The sequence below is a fragment of the Arthrobacter sp. 01T425 genome, assembly GCF_056398725.1.
The window spans coordinates 14,660-32,872 of sequence record NZ_JBFTPY010000022.1 but is presented as its reverse complement, the minus strand read 5'-3'; the positions used below and the strand labels follow the sequence as shown (position 1 = coordinate 32,872).

18 protein-coding genes and 2 tRNA genes are annotated in these 18,213 nt (G+C 66.3%); 10 read left to right on the top strand and 10 right to left on the bottom strand.

Features of this window, described 5'->3' with window-relative positions:
* Positions 1-253: 253 nt before the first annotated feature.
* Both ilvD and AC1DNG_RS19155 read right to left on the bottom strand, forming a co-directional pair.
* Complete coding sequence (gene ilvD / locus AC1DNG_RS19160) at positions 254-1,975, bottom strand: dihydroxy-acid dehydratase (protein WP_476857803.1); 1,722 nt, start codon at positions 1,973-1,975, stop codon at positions 254-256.
* Positions 1,976-2,104: 129 nt separating this feature from the next.
* Positions 2,105-3,043, bottom strand: coding sequence for a LysR family transcriptional regulator (locus tag AC1DNG_RS19155; protein WP_230011110.1), 939 nt, complete (start codon positions 3,041-3,043; stop codon positions 2,105-2,107).
* Between the two features lie 185 nt (positions 3,044-3,228).
* Between AC1DNG_RS19155 and AC1DNG_RS19150 the strand changes: the two genes are divergently transcribed.
* The 3 genes from AC1DNG_RS19150 (at position 3,229) to AC1DNG_RS19140 (ending at position 5,662) form a co-directional block, all read left to right on the top strand.
* Entirely contained in the window at positions 3,229-4,299 is a 1,071-nt protein-coding gene (locus AC1DNG_RS19150; RefSeq protein WP_476888020.1) for a sunset domain-containing protein, read from the top strand.
* Positions 4,300-4,345: 46 nt separating this feature from the next.
* A complete protein-coding gene (locus AC1DNG_RS19145) occupies positions 4,346-5,473 on the top strand; it encodes a PQQ-dependent sugar dehydrogenase (RefSeq protein ID WP_476888029.1) in 1,128 nt (375 codons plus the stop codon).
* A 116-nt stretch (positions 5,474-5,589) separates the two neighbouring features.
* Positions 5,590-5,662: transfer RNA gene (locus AC1DNG_RS19140), tRNA-Lys, on the top strand.
* Between the two features lie 659 nt (positions 5,663-6,321).
* Here AC1DNG_RS19140 and AC1DNG_RS19135 read toward each other — a convergent pair.
* From AC1DNG_RS19135 to AC1DNG_RS19115, 5 genes are all read right to left on the bottom strand, one after another.
* Entirely contained in the window at positions 6,322-7,584 is a 1,263-nt protein-coding gene (locus tag AC1DNG_RS19135) for a Fic family protein (protein ID WP_476888019.1), read from the bottom strand.
* A gap of 388 nt (positions 7,585-7,972) precedes the next feature.
* Complete coding sequence (locus tag AC1DNG_RS19130; RefSeq protein WP_476871111.1) at positions 7,973-8,725, bottom strand: hypothetical protein; 753 nt, start codon at positions 8,723-8,725, stop codon at positions 7,973-7,975.
* A 79-nt stretch (positions 8,726-8,804) separates the two neighbouring features.
* Positions 8,805-9,062, bottom strand: a complete 258-nt coding sequence (locus tag AC1DNG_RS19125; RefSeq protein ID WP_476888018.1) for a hypothetical protein — start codon at positions 9,060-9,062, stop codon at positions 8,805-8,807.
* On the bottom strand, positions 9,043-10,698 hold the full coding sequence (locus tag AC1DNG_RS19120) for a hypothetical protein (protein WP_476888017.1): 1,656 nt from the start codon (positions 10,696-10,698) through the stop codon (positions 9,043-9,045). The genes AC1DNG_RS19125 and AC1DNG_RS19120 overlap by 20 nt, the downstream gene beginning before the upstream one ends.
* A gap of 213 nt (positions 10,699-10,911) precedes the next feature.
* Positions 10,912-11,538, bottom strand: a complete 627-nt coding sequence (locus tag AC1DNG_RS19115) for a thymidylate synthase (RefSeq protein WP_476888016.1) — start codon at positions 11,536-11,538, stop codon at positions 10,912-10,914.
* Positions 11,539-11,666: 128 nt separating this feature from the next.
* On the opposite strand from AC1DNG_RS19115, the gene AC1DNG_RS19110 reads away from it, so the two are divergent.
* Positions 11,667-12,038: a hypothetical protein gene (locus tag AC1DNG_RS19110; protein ID WP_476888015.1), complete on the top strand. Its 372-nt coding sequence runs from the start codon at positions 11,667-11,669 to the stop codon at positions 12,036-12,038.
* 171 nt (positions 12,039-12,209) lie between these two features.
* Positions 12,210-12,668 carry a hypothetical protein gene (locus tag AC1DNG_RS19105; RefSeq protein WP_476888014.1) on the top strand — a complete coding sequence of 153 codons (459 nt, stop codon included), beginning with the start codon at positions 12,210-12,212 and terminating at the stop codon, positions 12,666-12,668.
* Positions 12,669-12,700: 32 nt separating this feature from the next.
* Here the strand turns inward: AC1DNG_RS19105 and AC1DNG_RS19100 are convergent, their stop codons facing one another.
* Together AC1DNG_RS19100 and AC1DNG_RS19095 are read right to left on the bottom strand one after the other, a co-directional pair.
* Entirely contained in the window at positions 12,701-12,955 is a 255-nt protein-coding gene (locus tag AC1DNG_RS19100; protein WP_476888013.1) for a hypothetical protein, read from the bottom strand.
* Between the two features lie 869 nt (positions 12,956-13,824).
* Positions 13,825-14,013, bottom strand: a complete 189-nt coding sequence (locus AC1DNG_RS19095) for a hypothetical protein (RefSeq protein WP_476873152.1) — start codon at positions 14,011-14,013, stop codon at positions 13,825-13,827.
* A gap of 288 nt (positions 14,014-14,301) precedes the next feature.
* Between AC1DNG_RS19095 and AC1DNG_RS19090 the strand changes: the two genes are divergently transcribed.
* Entirely contained in the window at positions 14,302-14,931 is a 630-nt protein-coding gene (locus AC1DNG_RS19090; protein WP_476888012.1) for a DUF2510 domain-containing protein, read from the top strand.
* Between the two features lie 366 nt (positions 14,932-15,297).
* Entirely contained in the window at positions 15,298-15,687 is a 390-nt protein-coding gene (locus AC1DNG_RS19085) for a hypothetical protein (protein WP_476858791.1), read from the top strand.
* A gap of 108 nt (positions 15,688-15,795) precedes the next feature.
* On the opposite strand, the gene AC1DNG_RS19080 is transcribed toward AC1DNG_RS19085, so the two are convergent.
* Positions 15,796-16,278, bottom strand: a complete 483-nt coding sequence (locus tag AC1DNG_RS19080; RefSeq protein ID WP_043433894.1) for a MarR family winged helix-turn-helix transcriptional regulator — start codon at positions 16,276-16,278, stop codon at positions 15,796-15,798.
* Between the two features lie 109 nt (positions 16,279-16,387).
* Here AC1DNG_RS19080 and bcp point away from each other — a divergent pair, with 109 nt between their 5' ends.
* From bcp to AC1DNG_RS19065, 3 genes are all read left to right on the top strand, one after another.
* Positions 16,388-16,861: a thioredoxin-dependent thiol peroxidase gene (bcp, locus tag AC1DNG_RS19075; RefSeq protein WP_476888011.1), complete on the top strand. Its 474-nt coding sequence runs from the start codon at positions 16,388-16,390 to the stop codon at positions 16,859-16,861.
* Between the two features lie 118 nt (positions 16,862-16,979).
* Positions 16,980-17,061, top strand: a tRNA-Leu gene (locus tag AC1DNG_RS19070).
* Positions 17,062-17,298: 237 nt separating this feature from the next.
* Positions 17,299-17,976 carry a fasciclin domain-containing protein gene (locus AC1DNG_RS19065; RefSeq protein WP_476848895.1) on the top strand — a complete coding sequence of 226 codons (678 nt, stop codon included), beginning with the start codon at positions 17,299-17,301 and terminating at the stop codon, positions 17,974-17,976.
* Positions 17,977-18,213 lie beyond the last annotated feature (237 nt).

Genomic DNA, 18,213 nt, shown 5'->3' with positions numbered 1-18,213 from the left:
TGACTCCGGCTGTAACGATCTCGATCATGCGTTCAGTTTTCCCTCTGAGTGAGACGGGTGTCAACGAGCCCGGCCCGTGTCTCACTATTTGGACAACGGTGTCCACTGGTTGGGACCATCGTTTTCCCTTGGAGAGCCTGCAGCCATCGGCGGCAGGCGGGAATCTCCTACCCCGAACACCCGGCGCGGACGCCGTGCGTTCGGGGCCCCTCGGAGCTTCCCGTATTAAGCCTGGTCACCCAGGCCCGGAGGATCAGCCGCAATACGCGCCCGTGGAGGCGCTGTGGACGAGCTTGGCGTACTTGGCGAGCACACCCTTCGTGAACTTGGCCGGGAGCGGCTCCCAGCCGACCTTGCGGGCCTCGAGCTCGGCGCCGTCGACCAAGAGGTCGAAGGTGCGGGCCGCGATGTCCACGCGGATCCGGTCGCCGTCCTTGACGAACGCGATGGGGCCGCCGTCGACGGCTTCCGGCGCGACGTGGCCGATGCACAGGCCGGTGGTTCCGCCGGAGAACCGTCCGTCGGTCAGCAGCAGGACGTCCTTGCCCAGGCCCGCGCCCTTGATGGCGCCGGTGATGGCGAGCATCTCGCGCATGCCGGGGCCGCCCTTGGGGCCTTCGTAGCGGATCACGACGACGTCGCCCTTGTGGATCTCACCCTTGTCCAGGGCATCGAGCGCGCCCTGTTCGCGTTCGAACACGCGGGCCGTGCCCTCGAAGACGTCGGCGTCGAAGCCGGCGCTCTTGACGACAGCTCCTTCCGGGGCCATCGAGCCGTGCAGGATGGTGATGCCGCCGGTCTTGTGGATCGGGTTGTCCAGTGCGCGCAGGATCTTGCCGTCCAGGTCCGGCGGGTTGATCGCGGCGAGGTTCTCGGCCACGGTCTTGCCGGTGACGGTGAGGCAGTCACCGTGCAGCAGGCCGGCGTCGAGCAGTGCCTTCATGATCACCGGCACGCCGCCGATCTTGTCGACGTCGGTCATGACGTAGCGGCCGAACGGCTTGAGGTCGCCCAGGTGCGGGATCTTGTCGCCAATCCGGTTGAAGTCCTCCAGCGTCAGCTCCACCTCGGCTTCGCGGGCGATCGCGAGCAGGTGCAGCACGGCGTTGGTGGAACCGCCAAAGGCCATCGTGACGGCGATGGCGTTCTCGAACGCCTTGCGCGTCATGATGTCGCGGGCGGTGATGCCCAGGCGCAGGAGGTTGACCACGGCTTCGCCGGACTTGTGCGCAAAGGCGTCGCGGCGGCGGTCCGCGGAGGGCGGTGCGGCCGAGCCTGGCAGGGACATGCCCAGGGCCTCGCCGATGCAGGCCATGGTGTTGGCGGTGTACATGCCGCCGCAGGCGCCCTCGCCCGGGCAGATGGCCTTTTCGATGCGGTCCAGGTCCTCGCGGCTCATCTTGCCGGCGGCGCACGCGCCGACGGCCTCGAACGCGTCGATGAGGGTGACTTCCTTTTCGGAGCCGTCCTCGAGCTTTACCCAGCCGGGCATGATGGAGCCGGCGTAGAGGAACACGGCGGCCAGGTCCAGGCGGGCCGCGGCCATGAGCATGCCTGGCAGCGACTTGTCGCAGCCGGCCAGGAGCACAGAGCCGTCGATCCGCTCGGCCTGCATGACCGTCTCGACGGAGTCGGCGATGACTTCGCGGGAGACCAGGGAGAAGTGCATGCCCTCGTGGCCCATGGAGATGCCGTCCGAGACGGAGATGGTGCCGAACTGCATGGGGAACCCGCCGCCGGCGTGGACGCCTTCCTTGGCGCCCTGGGCGAGCCGGTTCAACGAAAGGTTGCAGGGGGTGATCTCGTTCCACGAGCTCGCCACGCCGATTTGCGGCTTGGCGAAGTCGTCGTCGCCCATGCCGACCGCCCGGAACATGCCGCGCGCGGGGGCGGCGTGGATTCCATCGGTAACGACCCGGCTGCGGGGCTTGATGTCCGGCTTGGTGTCTGCTGCTGTGTGGGTGTCCTGACTCATGGCTCAAAGTCTAGGGCTCTGCTACAGGCGCCAACGACCCAAGAACGGAGCGTTAAGCGGAAAACCGGGAATATTTCGATCAAATAGTGGACCCTCGTCTCACATCATGAAACCGGGACCCGATTTGACCTAGGCCTGGTGAGCCGTGTCACGCAGTTCCGGGGCCTCGGCGACACCTTGGGCCTCGGCCTTGAGCATCGCCAGGACCTGCTGGATGGTGGTCCGGGCCGCGACGTCCGGACGGGCCAGCGCCACGATGCTCCGGCTGGCCTTCACACCCTCGAGCGGGCGCAGGACGAACCCCCGGCCCTGGTTGCTGACCGCCGTGTACCGCGGCAGCAGGCTCAGCCCGTGCCCGGCGCTGACCAGGGCTTCCAGGACCCGCAAATCCGGGAACTGCTGGGCCCGGACCGCCTGCGAGTCGGCCCGCACCTCGATCTGGCGCAGCACGGTGTCGAAGGGGAATCCCTCCGGGACTCCCATCCACGGAAAGCCGACGACGTCCTCGGCGCACAGTGTGGCTTTGCCGGCCAAAGCGTGCCCGGCCGGCAAAGCCACGTCCAGGGGTTCGTCCAGCAGCGGCACCACTGTCAGGCCCTGGCCGCCGAAGACTTCCGGACCGTCGACACTGTGCGCCAGGACGATGTCGTAGTCCGCGGTCAGCCCGGCGAACCCTGCAACGCCCGGGTCCTCGAAATGCGCCTCGAACCGCAGCCCCTCGACGGCCTTGACCCGGTGCAGCATGCCCGGCAGGAACATCTCCGCGGCGCTGGGAAAGAAGGCTGCCACCACCCGCGTCTGCCAGCCGCGCCGGTACGTGTCGATGGTTGCTTCCGCCCGCGCCATGGCCGTCGACACGTCGGCGGCGGCGCCTGCCATGGCCAGCCCTGCCTCGGTAAGGCGCACTCCCCTGCCGGACTTCTCCACCAGGACGACGCCCAGTTCCTCCTGGAGGGTCTTCAGTTGCTGCGACACTGCAGATGGCGTGACCTTCATGGCCTCGGCCGTGGCGCCTACGGTCCCGCGGCCGGCGAGTTCACGCAGTATCTGCAGTCGCTTGAAATCCATGAGGCGAGGCTACACGCCGGGCCGGGTTTGGTTCCGGTTCCGGGTTGCTCACCGGGCCGGGGATCCGCTCCAGGAATGCCCGGCATTTGGCCGCCGGGAGGGTGGACAGCCGGCTTTGCCCGGACGTAACGTCAAGCATCGGCAACCATGCCTCATGGGCTGAATACGGACTGAAAGGCTCTGCTATGGACTGGATCGTCTGGCTCGTTGTCATCATCGTGGTGGTCGCTGTGGTCTGGCGGCTGCTGAACCGCAACAAGAGCCGCCCGGGCGCAGATTCCTCATCCGCCGCAGGCACCAGCACCGGCACTGCTGCCGGCATTTCTTCTGACACCCCTGCCGGTTCGACGCCGGTGTCTGGCGCGGCGAGCGGTTCGGCGGCCAGTTCGACGGCGGCGGCCAGTCCGGTTGGCCCGGCAGCGGCCGGGGCCGCGGGTCCGACGTCGGGTGCCGCCGGTGCCGGGATGGCCGCGCCCGAGGCAGCGCCTGCGCCTGAGCCGGACGCAGCGGCCCGGGATGCCACGGCTGCCCCCGAGGCGACCGAGCCCGCAGCGGCCACCGCGGCCCCGACCATCGAGCCGGGCGCCGAGGCCGCCCCGGAAGCAACGGGAGCCCCGGGCAATGCCGAGTGGGAGACCCAGTGGTCCGAGACCGCCCCGCCGGCGGAGACACACACCGCCGCCCACGCTGAGCCGGCCCGCGGTGCGCACGCCGTGACGGCCGCCGAGCTTGGCGCTGCTGCGGAGACTGGACCGGCAGGCCTGCCCGTCCACCACCCCGAATACACTGAGCCCCACGCGCCGACTCTGCCCGGGGCGGAATCGGCAGCCGCGGAACCGGCCGACGACGAGGACACCGTTACCGGCACGGCCACTTCAACCAGCACTGGCGCTGGTACCGGCATCGGCACGGCGATGCCCGGAGTGCCCGACGCCGGGACACAGCCCGCAGGTCACGCTGACACGGAAACGACGCAGATGGCAGCCTCGCCGGCAGGGGCCGAGGCCTCCGCCAGCCAAACGGCCGAGCCCACCGGCCATTTGGCCACCGAACAGCCCTACGGCGAGGGGTCAGCGGCTCCGGCGGCCGACGGAAGCGGCCCTGAGGGTTTCACAGTCAAGGGCAATGCCTCGTCGATGATCTACCACGACGAGACCAGCCCGGCGTATGAAGAAACCCGGGCTGAGGTGTGGTTTGCCTCCCCGGCCCACGCCGAAGCAGCCGGGTTTCGGCCGCCGCGCCGGACACGGCAGTAGCCGGCGGTCCGGGCGGCCGACCTATCCCCTCTCAACGCGTCCCTTGATACTCCCGCGTTTTACCGGCAGGCGCTTCGCTGGCAGGGCAGCGGCCCGGGCCGTGGCGCTTGCCGTTGTCCTGTTTTTCTTGAGCGCCTGCAGCGGCGGCTCAACCTCGCCCGTGGTTCAGCCGGGAGACCGCACTGCCACCGGCGCAGCGGGTACGGCCGGGTCAGCGGGTGAGCCCACGGTTGCGGGCCGGGTTAATGGGCTGCAACTGCCGTGGTCCACGGTCCATCTACCCGACGGCACCGCGGTCATCTCCGAGCGCGACACAGCACTGCTCAGGACCATCAAAGACGGACAGCTCGGCACGGTCGGCAAAGTGCCCGGCGTCGTGCCCGGCGGCGAAGGCGGTCTCCTGGGCCTTGCCCTTTCCCCCAACTTCGCGTCGGACCGTTACCTCTACGCCTACTTCACCGCGGCGGCGGACAACAGAATCGCCCGCATGCGGCTGGAGGAACGTGGCGGCAGGCTGGAGCTCGGCGCCTTGGAACCGGTTTTCACCGGCATTTCCAAGGCCGGCACGCACAACGGCGGCCGGATCCGCTTTGGGCCCGACGGTTTCCTGTATGTGGGGACGGGCGACTCCCAGCGCCGGGAGCAGCCGCAGGACCGCGCGGCGCTGGGCGGGAAGATCCTCCGCCTCACTCCGGATGGCAGGCCGGCACCAGGAAACCCGTTTGGCGATAACCCGGTCTACAGCTTTGGCCACAGGAACGTCCAGGGACTGGCCTGGGACAGCGCGGGCCGGCTCTGGGCCAGCGAATTCGGCCCGGACGTCAACGACGAGCTCAACCTGATCGTGCCGGGCGGCAACTACGGCTGGCCCGAGGTGACGGGCGCCCCGCACCGCCCCGGCTTCCTGGACGCCAAGGTGGTGTGGCCGTCGACGGCGGAGTCTTCCCCCAGCGGACTCGAAATTGTCGGCAGCACCGCCTACTTGGGCGCCCTGCGCGGCCAAAGGCTCTGGGTCGTTCCCCTCAACGGCGAATTCGCCGGAGATCCTGTGAGCTATTTCACAGGAAAGTACGGCCGGGTGCGCAACGTTTCACTCGCTCCTGACGGGCGCCTGTGGCTCCTCAGCAACGCGCAAAACCCTGATTTCGCGCTGATTTTGAACCTCCCCGGCTGACCCGGACCATCCCGCGCCCCTCGATTTCACACGACAGCCAATCTCGTGTAGAGTTTCATGTCGTTGCGGAGAACAACGCGGGAAATAAAAAGCCCCGGTGAACGAAAACAACAGATGCACCTCTAGCTCAACTGGCAGAGCAATTGACTCTTAATCAATGGGTTCCGGGTTCGAGTCCCGGGGGGTGCACAAGCGAGAAACCCCGTCTCGCAGGCTTAGCGGCCTGCGAGGCGGGGTTTCTTTTTGTCGTAATCCCACCGGAGGGATATTTATGGGCTATTTATTCTGGCCTGACGTCCGGCATGGGAAGCCCAAGGAGCTCCATTTCGGGCTCGATTCCGCCCTGGATGCAGTCGGTACACGGTGGGCTTCGGACCTCATGGGCCGCTACTTGACCAGTAGGAACACGGTAGTTACAGGATCCCAATGGATCTGGATCAGACCTGGATGATCAACATAGACAGCTGTGTCTACGCGTCGGTCGCATTGACAGTTCCCTCGGATTAGTCGGCGCGGACACCTTCCGGTGCGAGTCAGGTTGCATGGAGAGCGCGACGTACACCAGTTGCGAATGACTGGCCGTCGTGCCTGGTGAAAAATCGTCGCCCGATGCATCTTCGTGACGTTGATGCTCTAGCCCGTCCTCGATGGTCAGGGCTCAAGACCCAGAAGTACGGGAGCTGGGTGGCGCGGCGACATGCATACCGTTTGATCCTCTTCAGGTCCTCGCCGAATGTCGGTCAAATCCCGGACATCCCTGAAGGTGGCTCTGGACGGGGGGGCAGCGCGTGCCAGGACCAATGTGTCCGGAGCTTTGAATCCCTCTCACCGCCCCGGCAAGAAACTTTTCAGTGCCGGGTCCGGCGGCCTGTGCGGGCCGCGAAGTTGTCCAGGGCGGCGATGATGTCGCCGGCCACCCAGACCCGGGTGCCGCGGATCTTGCCGGCCGGCGTCAGGACACCGGCGCCCTCAATCCGCTCGATCGCACGGTAGACGGTGGCCAGCGGAACCTGGGTATGTTCGCTGATCATCTCGGCGGTGACGGCCGGCTCCCCGGGGAGCATCGCTACGATCCGGCGGACCGAAGCCGGGGCCCGGGTGAAGCGTTCGAGGTAGTCGTCCTCCACGCCGCGGATCTCGGCCGCCAGCAGCCTGCCGTTGCCCACTGCATCGACACCGGATTCTGCGAAGCGCTCCGCGATGGGCTGGATGCTGCCCTCGCGGTAGGCGCCGAGCGCGTCGAAGTACAGGCCGGTGTTGGTCAGCAGGCCGGAGGAGACGGGGATGGTGACTTTCTCGGTGACGCCCTTGGCCCGCAGCAGGGCGGACACGATGGCGCGTCCGGTGCGGCCGTTGCCGTCGGCGAACGGGTGGATGGTTTCGAACTGGGCGTGCGCGATGGCCGCCTGGGTCAGCGCCGGGATGTCGTCGCGGCGCATGAAGGCGACCAGGTCCTCCATCGCCGTCAGGACCCGGTCCGGGTGCGGCGGGACGAACTCGGCGGTGTGCGGTGAGTTTCCTCGGATCCAGTTCTGCGCCTGGCGGTATTCACCGGCGATGTTCTGGTCGGAGGCGTTCAGCAGCGCGTGGTGCATGACGGCGATGTTCTCCACCGACAGGTCCTCGGACAGGTCGATGGCAGCCTGCATCGCCTTGACGTTGGAGGCGATCAGGGAGGCGTTCGTACTCGAGGTGTCCCCCAGCTGCGCCAGGGCGATGCGACGGGCGCCGGCGGTCAGGTTCTCGATCTGGGAGCTGGACGCTGATTCGCTGCGCAGCAGCAGGGCTGCGAACGGGGCTGTGTCCTGGCCCAGCTCGGCGTCGAAGCGGACCATCTCCATGGTGGCGGCTTCCACCAGCGCCTGGGTGCGGGAATCCACCTGCGGGTCCAGGTTTTCGATCTCGGGCACGACGGCAGCCTCGTAGGGTCCGCGGGCCAGCAGCCGCTGCCGCCGGGACGCGCCATGGTCAGGGTCGGCGTCCCAGGGGTATTCCTCGTATGTGATCCCCGGCCACGTCGCGGCGGCCGCGGCGGCGCCCAGCGTCAGTGACGGCTCGCGGTGGGCGAACTCTGCGTACCGGCCGGTAGTCTCGCGTGGCTGTTCGGTCATGTCTCCCCCTGAGAAAGCGTTGCCCTGATTTTCTCATAATGTATGCAGAATGAGAATATCGCGGGCCGGTTTCTCATTCGGCTGCCGAAGTGCCAGAGCGCCGCAGGCATTCTTACACTTGTCCGACGTCCTGAGTATCCCTGGCCTCAGTTACAGCGGGACGGACTTCCAGTCCGAATTCGACGGCCTCGGCTCCCCGTCACCGGCCTGGCAACCGAACTGATGTATCGGACCGGGACTCGGGTCCAGCAAGATCCTGGCTAGACGGCCCTGGGGAAGGTGCATCTCCTGGCAGTACAAAGGGAGGGGCGTAACGCACCCTCCCCTTGTTCCTGGTTGCTGGAAGCCCGGGCCTAGAGCTCGCCGTGGCGGACTCGGGAACGGATTGTCAGCGCATCGGCGACATGTTCTGTTGCTCCAGGTGGATTTCCTCCAGCACCGGGTGGAGTGCTGCAGCCCGTTCCTCGTGTTTGCCTCCGTAGGTGTAGTGCGGCATTCTCCGGACACGCTTGCTGGCGCCGTCACCGAGTACCTCGTCCACGACGTCGGCGATCCGCTTATCCGCCTCCGCGCCCGTCAGCCAGTTGAATGCTTTGCCGCCCATGGCAACCAGCGTGGGAGCCTGTCCGCCGGCGCCGTCCATGCAGATCTTCAGCTCGTCCCTCAGGATCGCGGCGCAACGTTCCACGTGGTCGATGCCCTGCGTGAGATCCAATTTGATCTGTTTGTTCAGCTTTTCCCCATCCTTGGTGGCGATCAACTTGAAGACGTCCGTCATGTAGAGGGCCGGGATCTGATCCCCTCCGGGCGTCCGGTCCTTTGCCATGGCAATGCTGTAATTCAATTTGGTGTCGCCGCCATGGCCCTCAGTGTGAAAGTTTCGCCAGTCCTCCAGGTCCGGGGTGATTGACGAACCGCCCAGGTTGATCGCGAAGAGGATGACACGTGTCGTGAACGGCTGGAGCTGGTCGAAGCCGTCCTTGCTGTGGGCCGTAATGGGCTCCAAGTCGGCGGTGGTCGTTCCCCACCGTGACCAGGACGCCATCTGGCCGAGCCGCCATGCACCATCAATGTCGGGATGACTGATGTCCATGTCGCGCAGTGCTGTGTACGTTTCGAAGCTTGCGTGGGGAAATGCCATTGTTTGTCTTGACTCCTCGTGTTGGTGCCCGGTTTGGTGTGTAGGGATGGTGCTGCCTGAGCAGATTGGTTGGTGAGTGTTAGAGCTCGCCGTGGCGGGCTACGTGCCCGGCAAAGTCGCCGGCACAGTCCGGCAGGTGAATCTGGCACAGGCGGGCCAGCGTCAGCACGTAGTGACGGACGCAGAACACGTCGGCGGACGCGCCGCTGGCCTCCTCGAACGTCACGAAGTGCGTCGGCGTGTCTGTGCAGACGGATTCGTCCCACAGGCACCGGCCGTTGCCGAACCCGTCAGCCACCAGGATGCCGTCGGTAGTGTCATTCATCGTCCGGTTCATCGTCGCTCCTTTCGATAATCTGCTCGAGGGTTTTCAGGCCGGCCTGGATTTCTTCGGCGGTCAGCGGCTGGCTCTCGTCGAGCCACCGCGCCCACTGTTCCTTGAAGTCCCGCTTGCGGCTGCTCTGGCTGACCCAGCGGAAATACTGGTGCGCGGCGATCTCGGCGGTAGCCCCGTCGTGGTCTGTGCTGACCGTGAGGATGGTGCGCTGCGCGGGAAACGCCATGCACGTCGGTGTGTCGCCGAGCCGAGCGACGAACCAGGAGTTCTCGTCGGCCCGGGCGCCGGCGGGGAGCATGTACGGCTCCAGATCGGCGTAGTCGAGGCAGTTCGCCGCTGTGTAGGCCTCGAGCTTCTGGCCATCCATGACGGTCTGCAGCGACGGATTCCGGGTGTAGCCCCTGAGCTCCGGGTTCCACCAGTTTTGGGTGCCGGCCCATGGCCGGAACGCGTTGGCCTGGTATCCGGCCTGCAGCCCGCCGGCCCGGTCGAACGCGTGCTTCTGGATCAGCGTCGGACTGTCCGCGGCGAGAGTAAACAAGACATCGTCCAGCAGCCCGACAGTGATCGGCGCGCTGTGGTTGCCGAGCGACCTCCGCAGCCAGGCTTCAACGTCCCGCGCGGTGCTGAAGTAGGTCGTGTCCGTGTCGTGGTCCTCGTAGTTCACGATGTTGTGCGCCAGTCGGTACATCCGTGCGTCCAGTCCGTCGCCCTGCCACGGCTCGGCCGCGGGTGAGGGCCCGTTGCGCCGGCTGCCGGGGACGGAGTCTCTGAGGATCCAGTTGGCCCAGTCGACAGCGTGGGCGCCGAGACCTTTGTCCTCGCCGGTCACCGGGTCGATGAAGCGTTGCAGGACACCGTCGACGGCGCACGTCACTTCCAGCGGGCCCAGCTCATCGAGCGGCGGCACGATGATCTCGTACAGGTGCTTCGAGCTGCGGACATGGCCGATGACTGGCCGCCTGCTGTCGATGCCGTCGTGATCGGTGATCACCATTTTGAGCGGGATCAGTTCCGCGCCCTTCGGCACTGCCACCTTCCCGTACTCGTCACCGGACTTCCAGACAGCCAGGTCCATCCGCCGGTGGAGAGCGGCATTCCTGACGCTGAAAGGCGCGAGGCCGGACTTCGCGAGGAACCATCCGGGAACGGCCAGTGCCGCATCAAGACCTTCGGTGAAGAACGTTTCCCGGATGAGGTCAGCGGAGTCGTCCCGCCCGCCATCGAGCCTGAGGAGGGCGACGTTGCCGTCGGTGGTGATGAGGGTGAGCTCCCGGGATCCCGTCGGGTAGGTTTCGTCCACCAGCAGCGGCGACTGCAAATAGCCGGCAAGCGCCGCCACGGTAGGGCACGGGTTCCCGCCGATGAAGACGTGGAGGTGGCTGCGTGAGGTCACGAACTCCGCGAACTTCTCCGGGGTCCAGCCCTCCTTGTCGAACACGTCATAGCCGGTCGAAAAGCCGATCACGGTGGGCCCGCCCGGCCGCTGCTCCCCCGTGAGGAGCGGTCCGGACCCCAGGCCGTTCACCGTCACGGGCAACTGCAGCAGGGCTTCGTCAAGGGCGTCCAGGGACTCGAGTGCGGACAGCACCTGGCCCCTGGACTCATCAGGGACCCAGACGTCGAACCGGGTCATCAGTTCTGTGCGACCAGGTCGGCGGCGAAGCGCGGGTCTGCGGTGACGGCCATGAAGGCCTCTGAGTTAATCATGGATATCCAATGTTTGATGCCGCCCCCAATAGACGTCGATCGTCATCGTACCGGCTATTCGTCCCGTGGACACCGTGGGCGCCAGGAATGTTTTCGCAGGTCAAAGCAGGAATGAGGTCATTCGATTCGAGGTGCGGGGCTAGACGGCCACTTCGCCCTGGATCTTGGGGTGCGGGTCGCAGCCGATGATCTCGAAGTCCTCGAGCCGGTAGTCGAAGATGGAATCAGGCTCCCGGCTAATCTTCAGCGCCGGGTACGGCCGGGCTTCATGGGAAAGCTGATCCTTCACCTGATCGACGTGGTTGACGAAGATGTGCGCGTCGCCGAAGGTGTGGATGAACTCTCCGACCTCGAGCCCGGCCTGTTGGGTGCGCCCGGGGACCCCGTGAGCTTTGACGGTCAGGGGCTCTGCCGGCATGTAATTTTCGGCGACCGGCAGCGGTACCGGCGGGCGTCGTTTGCGTTTGGCGATCATCATTGGCAGGAGCGCGACGAAGGACCACCAGGTCAGGTTGATGGCGACGCCGGTCATCAGGTTTCCGAGGGTGAAGGCCTCCTTGGGGTACAGTCCCGGCGCGGACTGGATCATTGCGTACATGAAGATCGGGAATCCGGAGGCGACGGCGGCGACGATCAGGAACACGACCAGCCAGGCGACGACCCATTTGGGGGCCTTGCGGCGCAGCTTGCCATTTTGGGCAGTGACCGTAGACTCGGCCCATGTCTGGTCCTGGGGGAACGAAAACAGTCCGCTGCGCTGCGGCATATGTTGTTGGCCTGCTGCTCGCCGGTAGTTTGGCCTCCTGCGCCTACGAGGACGAGGGTGATCCGCGGCCGACGGCGGCCGGGCAAAGCCACCGGCCGGCGCCTGCGGCCCCGACCAAAGATCCGGGGGTGCTGGGCGTGGAAGCGAGCAACTACGCCGAGCTGCACAAGCGTCTGGCCGAGGCGCCAGGGTCCGTGCTCCTCTCCGACGCCGGTCCGGCGGACGGGCCAGGGGTTGGCTTCACCAAAGCCGCAACGGTGACGGTCGCCGGTCCGCACACAGTCACCGCGGCCTGCGTGGGCATCCCCCATGCCCAGATCTTCCTCTCCCAGAACTCGCTGGGCGGAACAGAGCACACGGTGTTCGAGGTCGATTGCTCGCGAACCCAATCGCAGGTCGTCCAACTGCAGAAGGGCTACGTCAGTGCCCAGCTGACCCGCCCGGACCCGACCGGCGCCTGGACCGGGGCGGTCGCCGGAATCAAAGTCACGGGCCAGTGAGGCTAACGAGCCTGTATGGGCTCAACTCGGCGCATCGGACCCAGCCCAACATGTGGTGGAGGGACTACTGATGCCGACCGTAAATGCTGCTCTCGATCCCTATCGCGTCGCGAGGCGTGGCTGTTCCAGGACATCGACTACGGCCGGGACGGGTGCGCGTAGTCTGTCGCCATGACCTCGGGAAGCGGTGATGGCAGTAGAACGTACGAGTGGCAATCGTGGCCGTCCGACTCACTGGAGGGAATGCCGCCGAAGCGCCGCCGGCTGGTCGTCTGGGGGTTGCTGTGGCTCTTCCTCTTGAGCGGTGTCCTGCAGGGCGTCCTGAGCGCAGCGGGCATACCCGAGCCGTGGCGGTCCGTGGTGTTCGCTGCCGCCTTGCCCGCGGTCTTCGTCCCCCTGATCCGGGGAGCGGCCGCTGAAACCCGCGCCCTGCGAGCCGAAGGTGTCGACATGCCCGCCTTCGTGATGACCCGCAAGGCGCTTGTCGTCCTCTCCGTCATCACCGGCGGGCTCTGGATCGTTTTTGCGGTCCTCGCATTCACGGGTGAGTCCGCCTCCCCGCTGGTGCCGATCGCCTGGACCATTGTGCTGGCCTTCCAGGGCCGCAGCTGGAGATCCTTGCCGCGTTGAGTGCCAGGTCTGCTGTGCGGCCGGAGCCGGTCCTACAGCTGCCGGCCCCGTTGGTCCCAGTCGGCTCGGCGGGCCTCTTCCGCGTCCCAGAATGGTGCGTCGTTTCTCCGGACCCGGAGCAGATGCAGGAGTTGGATCGCGCCCATCGCAAACATGGCCGTGTAGATCCAGAAAGAGACGGCGTCGAAGCCTCTTTCCGGCCAGAGCTTGTTGAAGGCGAGCAGAGCACCGATCAGGGCCAGCCCGGCGGCCGACCAGGCGCTGAACCTCCAGGAGCCGCGAGTCATCCGGGGTTCCATTCGCTTGCGGCCCTCAGTGGTCGGCATGAGTCAGATCTCCGGATGCTTGGGGCCTTTGGCTGAAGCGGGGTTCGCTGTCGCTGCCCAGTGCTGATGGCTCACCCTACCGATTCTTGGTCCACAGTGACGATGGCTTGCTGAGCGAAGACCTTGCCCGGGCTAAGGAGACACGCAAAGGCCGGGATTCCCTGGCTGCCGGCGGTGGAACCCTACGATGGTGAGGATGAACTCCACCCGGAAGGCCTTGTCCGCATCCGCCGTGGCCCTGCTGCTCGCGGTCTCGCCGTTGGTCCTTGCGCTGCCAGCCACGGCCGGGCCCTGCAAGCCGGCCGGCCTTCTTCCCGTAAAGATCTGCCCCGCCTCGCCGACGCCGGGCCCACCGTCCGCTTCCCCGGCGCCCAGTGTGACTCCCCCGGGCAGCACAGCGCCGCCGTCGGACCCCGCGCCGCCCCAACCACCGTCACAGTCGCCGTCTCAAAGCCAGGTCCCCGGACAGGACGCGGCTCCGCCGACGCCGGGCCCCGCCCCCTCCGTCAGCCAGGGAGCCCCCACCCCACCGGCCTCGGGTTCCGTTCCGGTCCCGGCCACGGCGGGAACGTCCGCCCCTCAGTCGCCGGACGCTGGCCAGGGCCCGGAGTCCGCAACGGCGAATCCTTCCGCAGCGGCGGCCGGCAGGGTCGGTCCCGGACCGGACGGGCAAGGCAGTCTCGCCGGCGGATTCCTGCTGGCGCTCAGCGGCCTGCTCATAGGCGTCTCCGCGGCCATTGGCCTCCGCCGGCCCGTCCGGCCATGAAACGGCCGCCGAACCGTCACAGTGATCTGTGTGGTTCAGCGGCCGCCTCATGCACATCGATTTATCAGACCTTCTCGCGGGAACGGTCGCGCACCTTCTCCGGTTCTTCGACCGTGAACTCCTTGCTGCGGCGGGGGAAGGCCCAGAACTTGAATTCCGGCGCCTGCGCCCGCGTCTCCGGGCGATCCTCAGATTCCTTTGCGGCATCCTTCCTGGTTTCCCGCCAGGAATCCCTGTTGTACGAATAGCACATCACTGACCTCCTTCGTGGTGATTGCCTATTAATCGTCCTCCCGATCGGCTGGCGCGTCGATACTTCCGGACTGCCCTTTTGCGTCTGGGCGGCAGGCTGGCCCAAGGGTTCCAGCGGACGGGTCTGCGCCGTCGGCCGGCCTTTCCGCCGGCACGGGCCGCGGTTAGACTCCATCCAATGCACCACTGCGACCAATGGGGGAATCATGGAGTTGCCCATCCCCCTGTACGCTCTGTCACGGAACAGAAGAAGCCAACGCGCGCCACGCCCCGCAAAGGATGAACAGCCATGACCGTCCCGCCCAACGCCTCCGCCCCTGGCCCTGGCTGGTATCCGGACCCGGCGGGCTCGGGCCGGCTTCAGTGGTGGAACGGTTCGGCCTGGACCGGCCAGTTCAACGCACCCCAGTTCCAGGCGACGCCGCCCCGCCACCCGGTGGCGCCGCGCAGGCGCATCAGCGACCGGACACCGGTCTACAACGCGTACATCTGGACAATTGTGGCCCTGCCGCTCGTGCCGCTCATCCTGCTGATGTTCTGGAACCCTGTGCTCCGGCTGCGCACCGTGGGCCCGCGGCAGATCCAGACAATTGATCCGGCGTCGATTTTCACGGCGCCTTACTTCCTCTTCATAGCAATCAGTTTCGTGGCCTACGGTGTGTCCGCCCTCCTGGCGTACCTGGACTGGGACCGGCTGCGCAAGGACGGCGTTGTCCGGCCGTTCCACTGGGCGTGGGTGTTCCTCAGCAGGGAGGTCTACGTGATTGGCCGCTCCGTGATCGTCCACGAGGTCGCCCCGCGGCGGGGGCTCGCCCCGGTGTGGGTCACGATCAGCATCGTCTTGCTCACGGCGGTGCTCACCGGCCTCAAAATGTCAGCCATCGTAGCCGCCCTGGCGAACCAGGCCGTAACGGTGTAGGCAGCGTCAATCCAGGCAGCGGCCAACGTGCCGGGGCTGCTCCGACCGCCAACATCCTGGCTCCTGAAACGATCCGTCCGATTGCGGCAGAAACAGGGTCTTTAGTCCCTTTTGAGAGTCAATGCTGGGGCGTTGACTGGAAAGGTGCTCCGGGCAACAGTTCTGGAGCGACCGGTCCTGCAGACCCGGACCGACAACAACGCCGGCCAGAGGGCCCGACGCGACCACCAAAGATGATATTCAGATCTCCCGGTGCCCACACTGAGGATCGCGTCAGCAGACACGGAAATCATGGGCCTCCGGCAGCATGCCTGCACGGCCCGCCCCCCGGGCCAGGGAAATCGATCTCCGTAAGGATCAAGTTTCATGAACAAGGCTATTCGCATCATTGGAACAACCGCGGTGACCGCCGCACTGGGCCTGGGCGCCAGCGCCGTGCCTGCCAGCGCCGCCGCTACCACTTCGACCGCCTCCGCCAGCTCCTGGAGTCAGTCCTCATTTGTGAACCGGCACCACATGCGGGACAACAACCGGCACGACACGCGCAATGGCTGGTGGGACGGGGAGAACCGGTGGCATGACAACGCCGACGGATGGGGTTGGCGCGACGATCATGGCAATTGGCGGGACGACAACGACCACCGCGGCTCGTGGACGGGCCGGGACGGCTGCCGGCATGACAAGGACGGGTTCTGGGACCATCACGGAAACCGGCACGACAATAAGCACCACAACCACCACAGGAACACCTGGTGACGGGTCACCACTGAAGGGCCTCGAGAAACTGAAGGGCCTCGAGAACGGAACTGATTGGGACGGCGGGAAACCCTGCCGTCCCGTTCCCGTTCCCCCTCAGCAGCGTGGCTAATTCAGCGGGGTGGCCCCGGCAATGGCGCCCGGCTCGGCAGCCGTGACGATGGCATTGGCCTCCGGCGAGGAAGACTTGGTTGCCAGCACCCTGACCACGGCCTGGAGCTCCTGCCGCAGCACGTCGGGGTCAATGGGCGTGGCGGCGAGCACGGAACGTTCCATGTCGGCGGCCGCGGCAACCGCCTCGCGCCCCTGGTCAGTCAGCGACACCACATGGCTGCGCCGGTCGGAGGTGCTGCGGTGCCGCGAAATGTGGCCGTGCGCTTCCAGCCGGCTCAGTGTCTTGCCCATCGTCTGGGCCTGGACCCGGACGAGCTGGGCCAATTGGGCTTGCGTCATCGGCCCATTCGCCGAGAGCACCTCCATGGCGATCACCCCGGCATGGGTCAGGCCAATGGCCCCCAATTTTTCGTTCCAGGAGTGTTCTACAAGACGTGCTGCCGTGGACAATAGGCGGCCCGTGGGCCAGCGATCCATATCAGGCATACCCAAGAGTATAGCGAGCAGCGGATTCGTCCGGCGCCGATCGCGTCACTACGCTGGATTATCACCCCGCTTCATGACCAACCTCACCAAGGAGACACCCGTGTCCGAGCGACTCACCGCCGGTGCCACAGCACCGGATTTCACCCTCAAGAACGCCGAAGGACAGAACGTCAGCCTGCGTGATTTCCGGGGCCGGAAGACCGTGCTCTACTTCTACCCGGCAGCCGCCACGCCGGGATGCACCAAGGAGGCCTGCGATTTCCGGGATTCCCTCGGCGCGCTTCAGGCCGCAGGTTATGACGTCGTGGGCATCTCCCCCGACCCCGTCGGGAAGCTTGCCGCGTTCGCGGCCGCCGAAGGGCTGAACTTCCCGCTGCTCTCCGACGAGGACCACTCCGTCGCCGAGGCCTACGCGGCCTGGGGCGAAAAGAAAAACTACGGCAAGACCTACCAGGGCCTGATCCGCTCGACCATCGTCGTCGACGCCGACGGCCGGGTTGCCGTCGCACAGTACAACGTCCGGGCCACCGGGCATGTCGCCAAACTTCGCCGGGACCTGAAACTCGACGCCTAGTCCCCGGTCTCCGGTCCGTCCGCCCGCGGCAGCCGTTGCAACCAGCAAACCGGCAATAGGTACAATGGAGCCTGGCGTCCACCGCCGGGGTTCTTTCCCGGGACGACGACGGCGCCGCGCGCGAGTGGTGAAATTGGCAGACACGCAGGATTTAGGTTCCTGTGCCTTCGGGCGTGGGGGTTCAAGTCCCCCCTTGCGCACAGAGAGAACCCCGGTCTTCGGACCGGGGTTCTTGTGGTTTCCGGCGCTGTTCCGGGATTTTTCAGGAGTTTTGACCCCGCCAAAAAGAATTTCACATCCGCACCCATCCGTTTCCTCCGAGCAGCCGAATACCCATTGAGACACCAACCAAGGGTCGGTGCCCAACAGTCGGGAAAGGGCCGCAGCGGCAAAAATTCGCCGCCGGCAAACATCGGCACAACAAAGGAGAAACCGAAATGCAGAACATCAAGCGCACCACGTTCGCCGTTGCAGGTATCGCAGCTGCCGCCATGCTCAGCCTCACTGCCTGTGGCGGAACCAGCGCCTCGTCGGCCCCCGCCTCCTCGGCCCCGTCCTCCGCACCGGCGGAATCCAGCATGGCCTCCCCCTCCACGAGCGCCTCCGCCGCGGCCATGGATCCGGCCGCCAACCTCGTCGGCTCCGGCTGCGCCGCCTACGCCGCCCAGGTTCCCAGCGGTGCCGGCTCCGTCTCCGGCATGGCGCTTGACCCGGTAGCCACCGCGGCGTCCAACAACCCGATCCTCACCACCCTGACCGCCGCCGTGTCCGGCAAGCTCAACCCCAAGGTCAACCTGGTGGACACGCTCAACGGCAGCGAATTCACCGTCTTCGCCCCGACGGATGACGCCTTCAAGAAGATCGATCCGGCCACGGTCGAGGCCCTGAAGACGGACGACGCCACGCTGAGCAAGATCCTGACCTACCACGTTGTCCCCGGCAAGATCACCCCGGACCAGATCGTCGGCACCCACAAGACGGTTGAAGGCGGTTCGGTGACGGTCACCGGCACCAAGGATGCCCTCAAGGTTGACGGCGCCAACGTTGTCTGCGGCGGCGTCCAGACCGCCAACGCCACTGTCTACATGGTCGACTCAGTCCTGATGCCCAAGTAGTCAGCCCATTTGCACTCCTGCCCGGCTCCAGCCTGACTCCCTGGACCACTAGGAGAAGCGGAGGCCCGCACCACCAGGTGCGGGCCTCCGCTTTTTGCGCTGCCGTGCGCCTTGCGGCGGTGTGCCACAAGAGCTGGCGGACCCGGCCGTCAACTAGACTGGGGCTGGTCCGCAGCCGGCGGACCATCCAGTTCCCAGAGGTGATTCTCGAGTGCCCAGCAGTACAGTGCCCAGCAG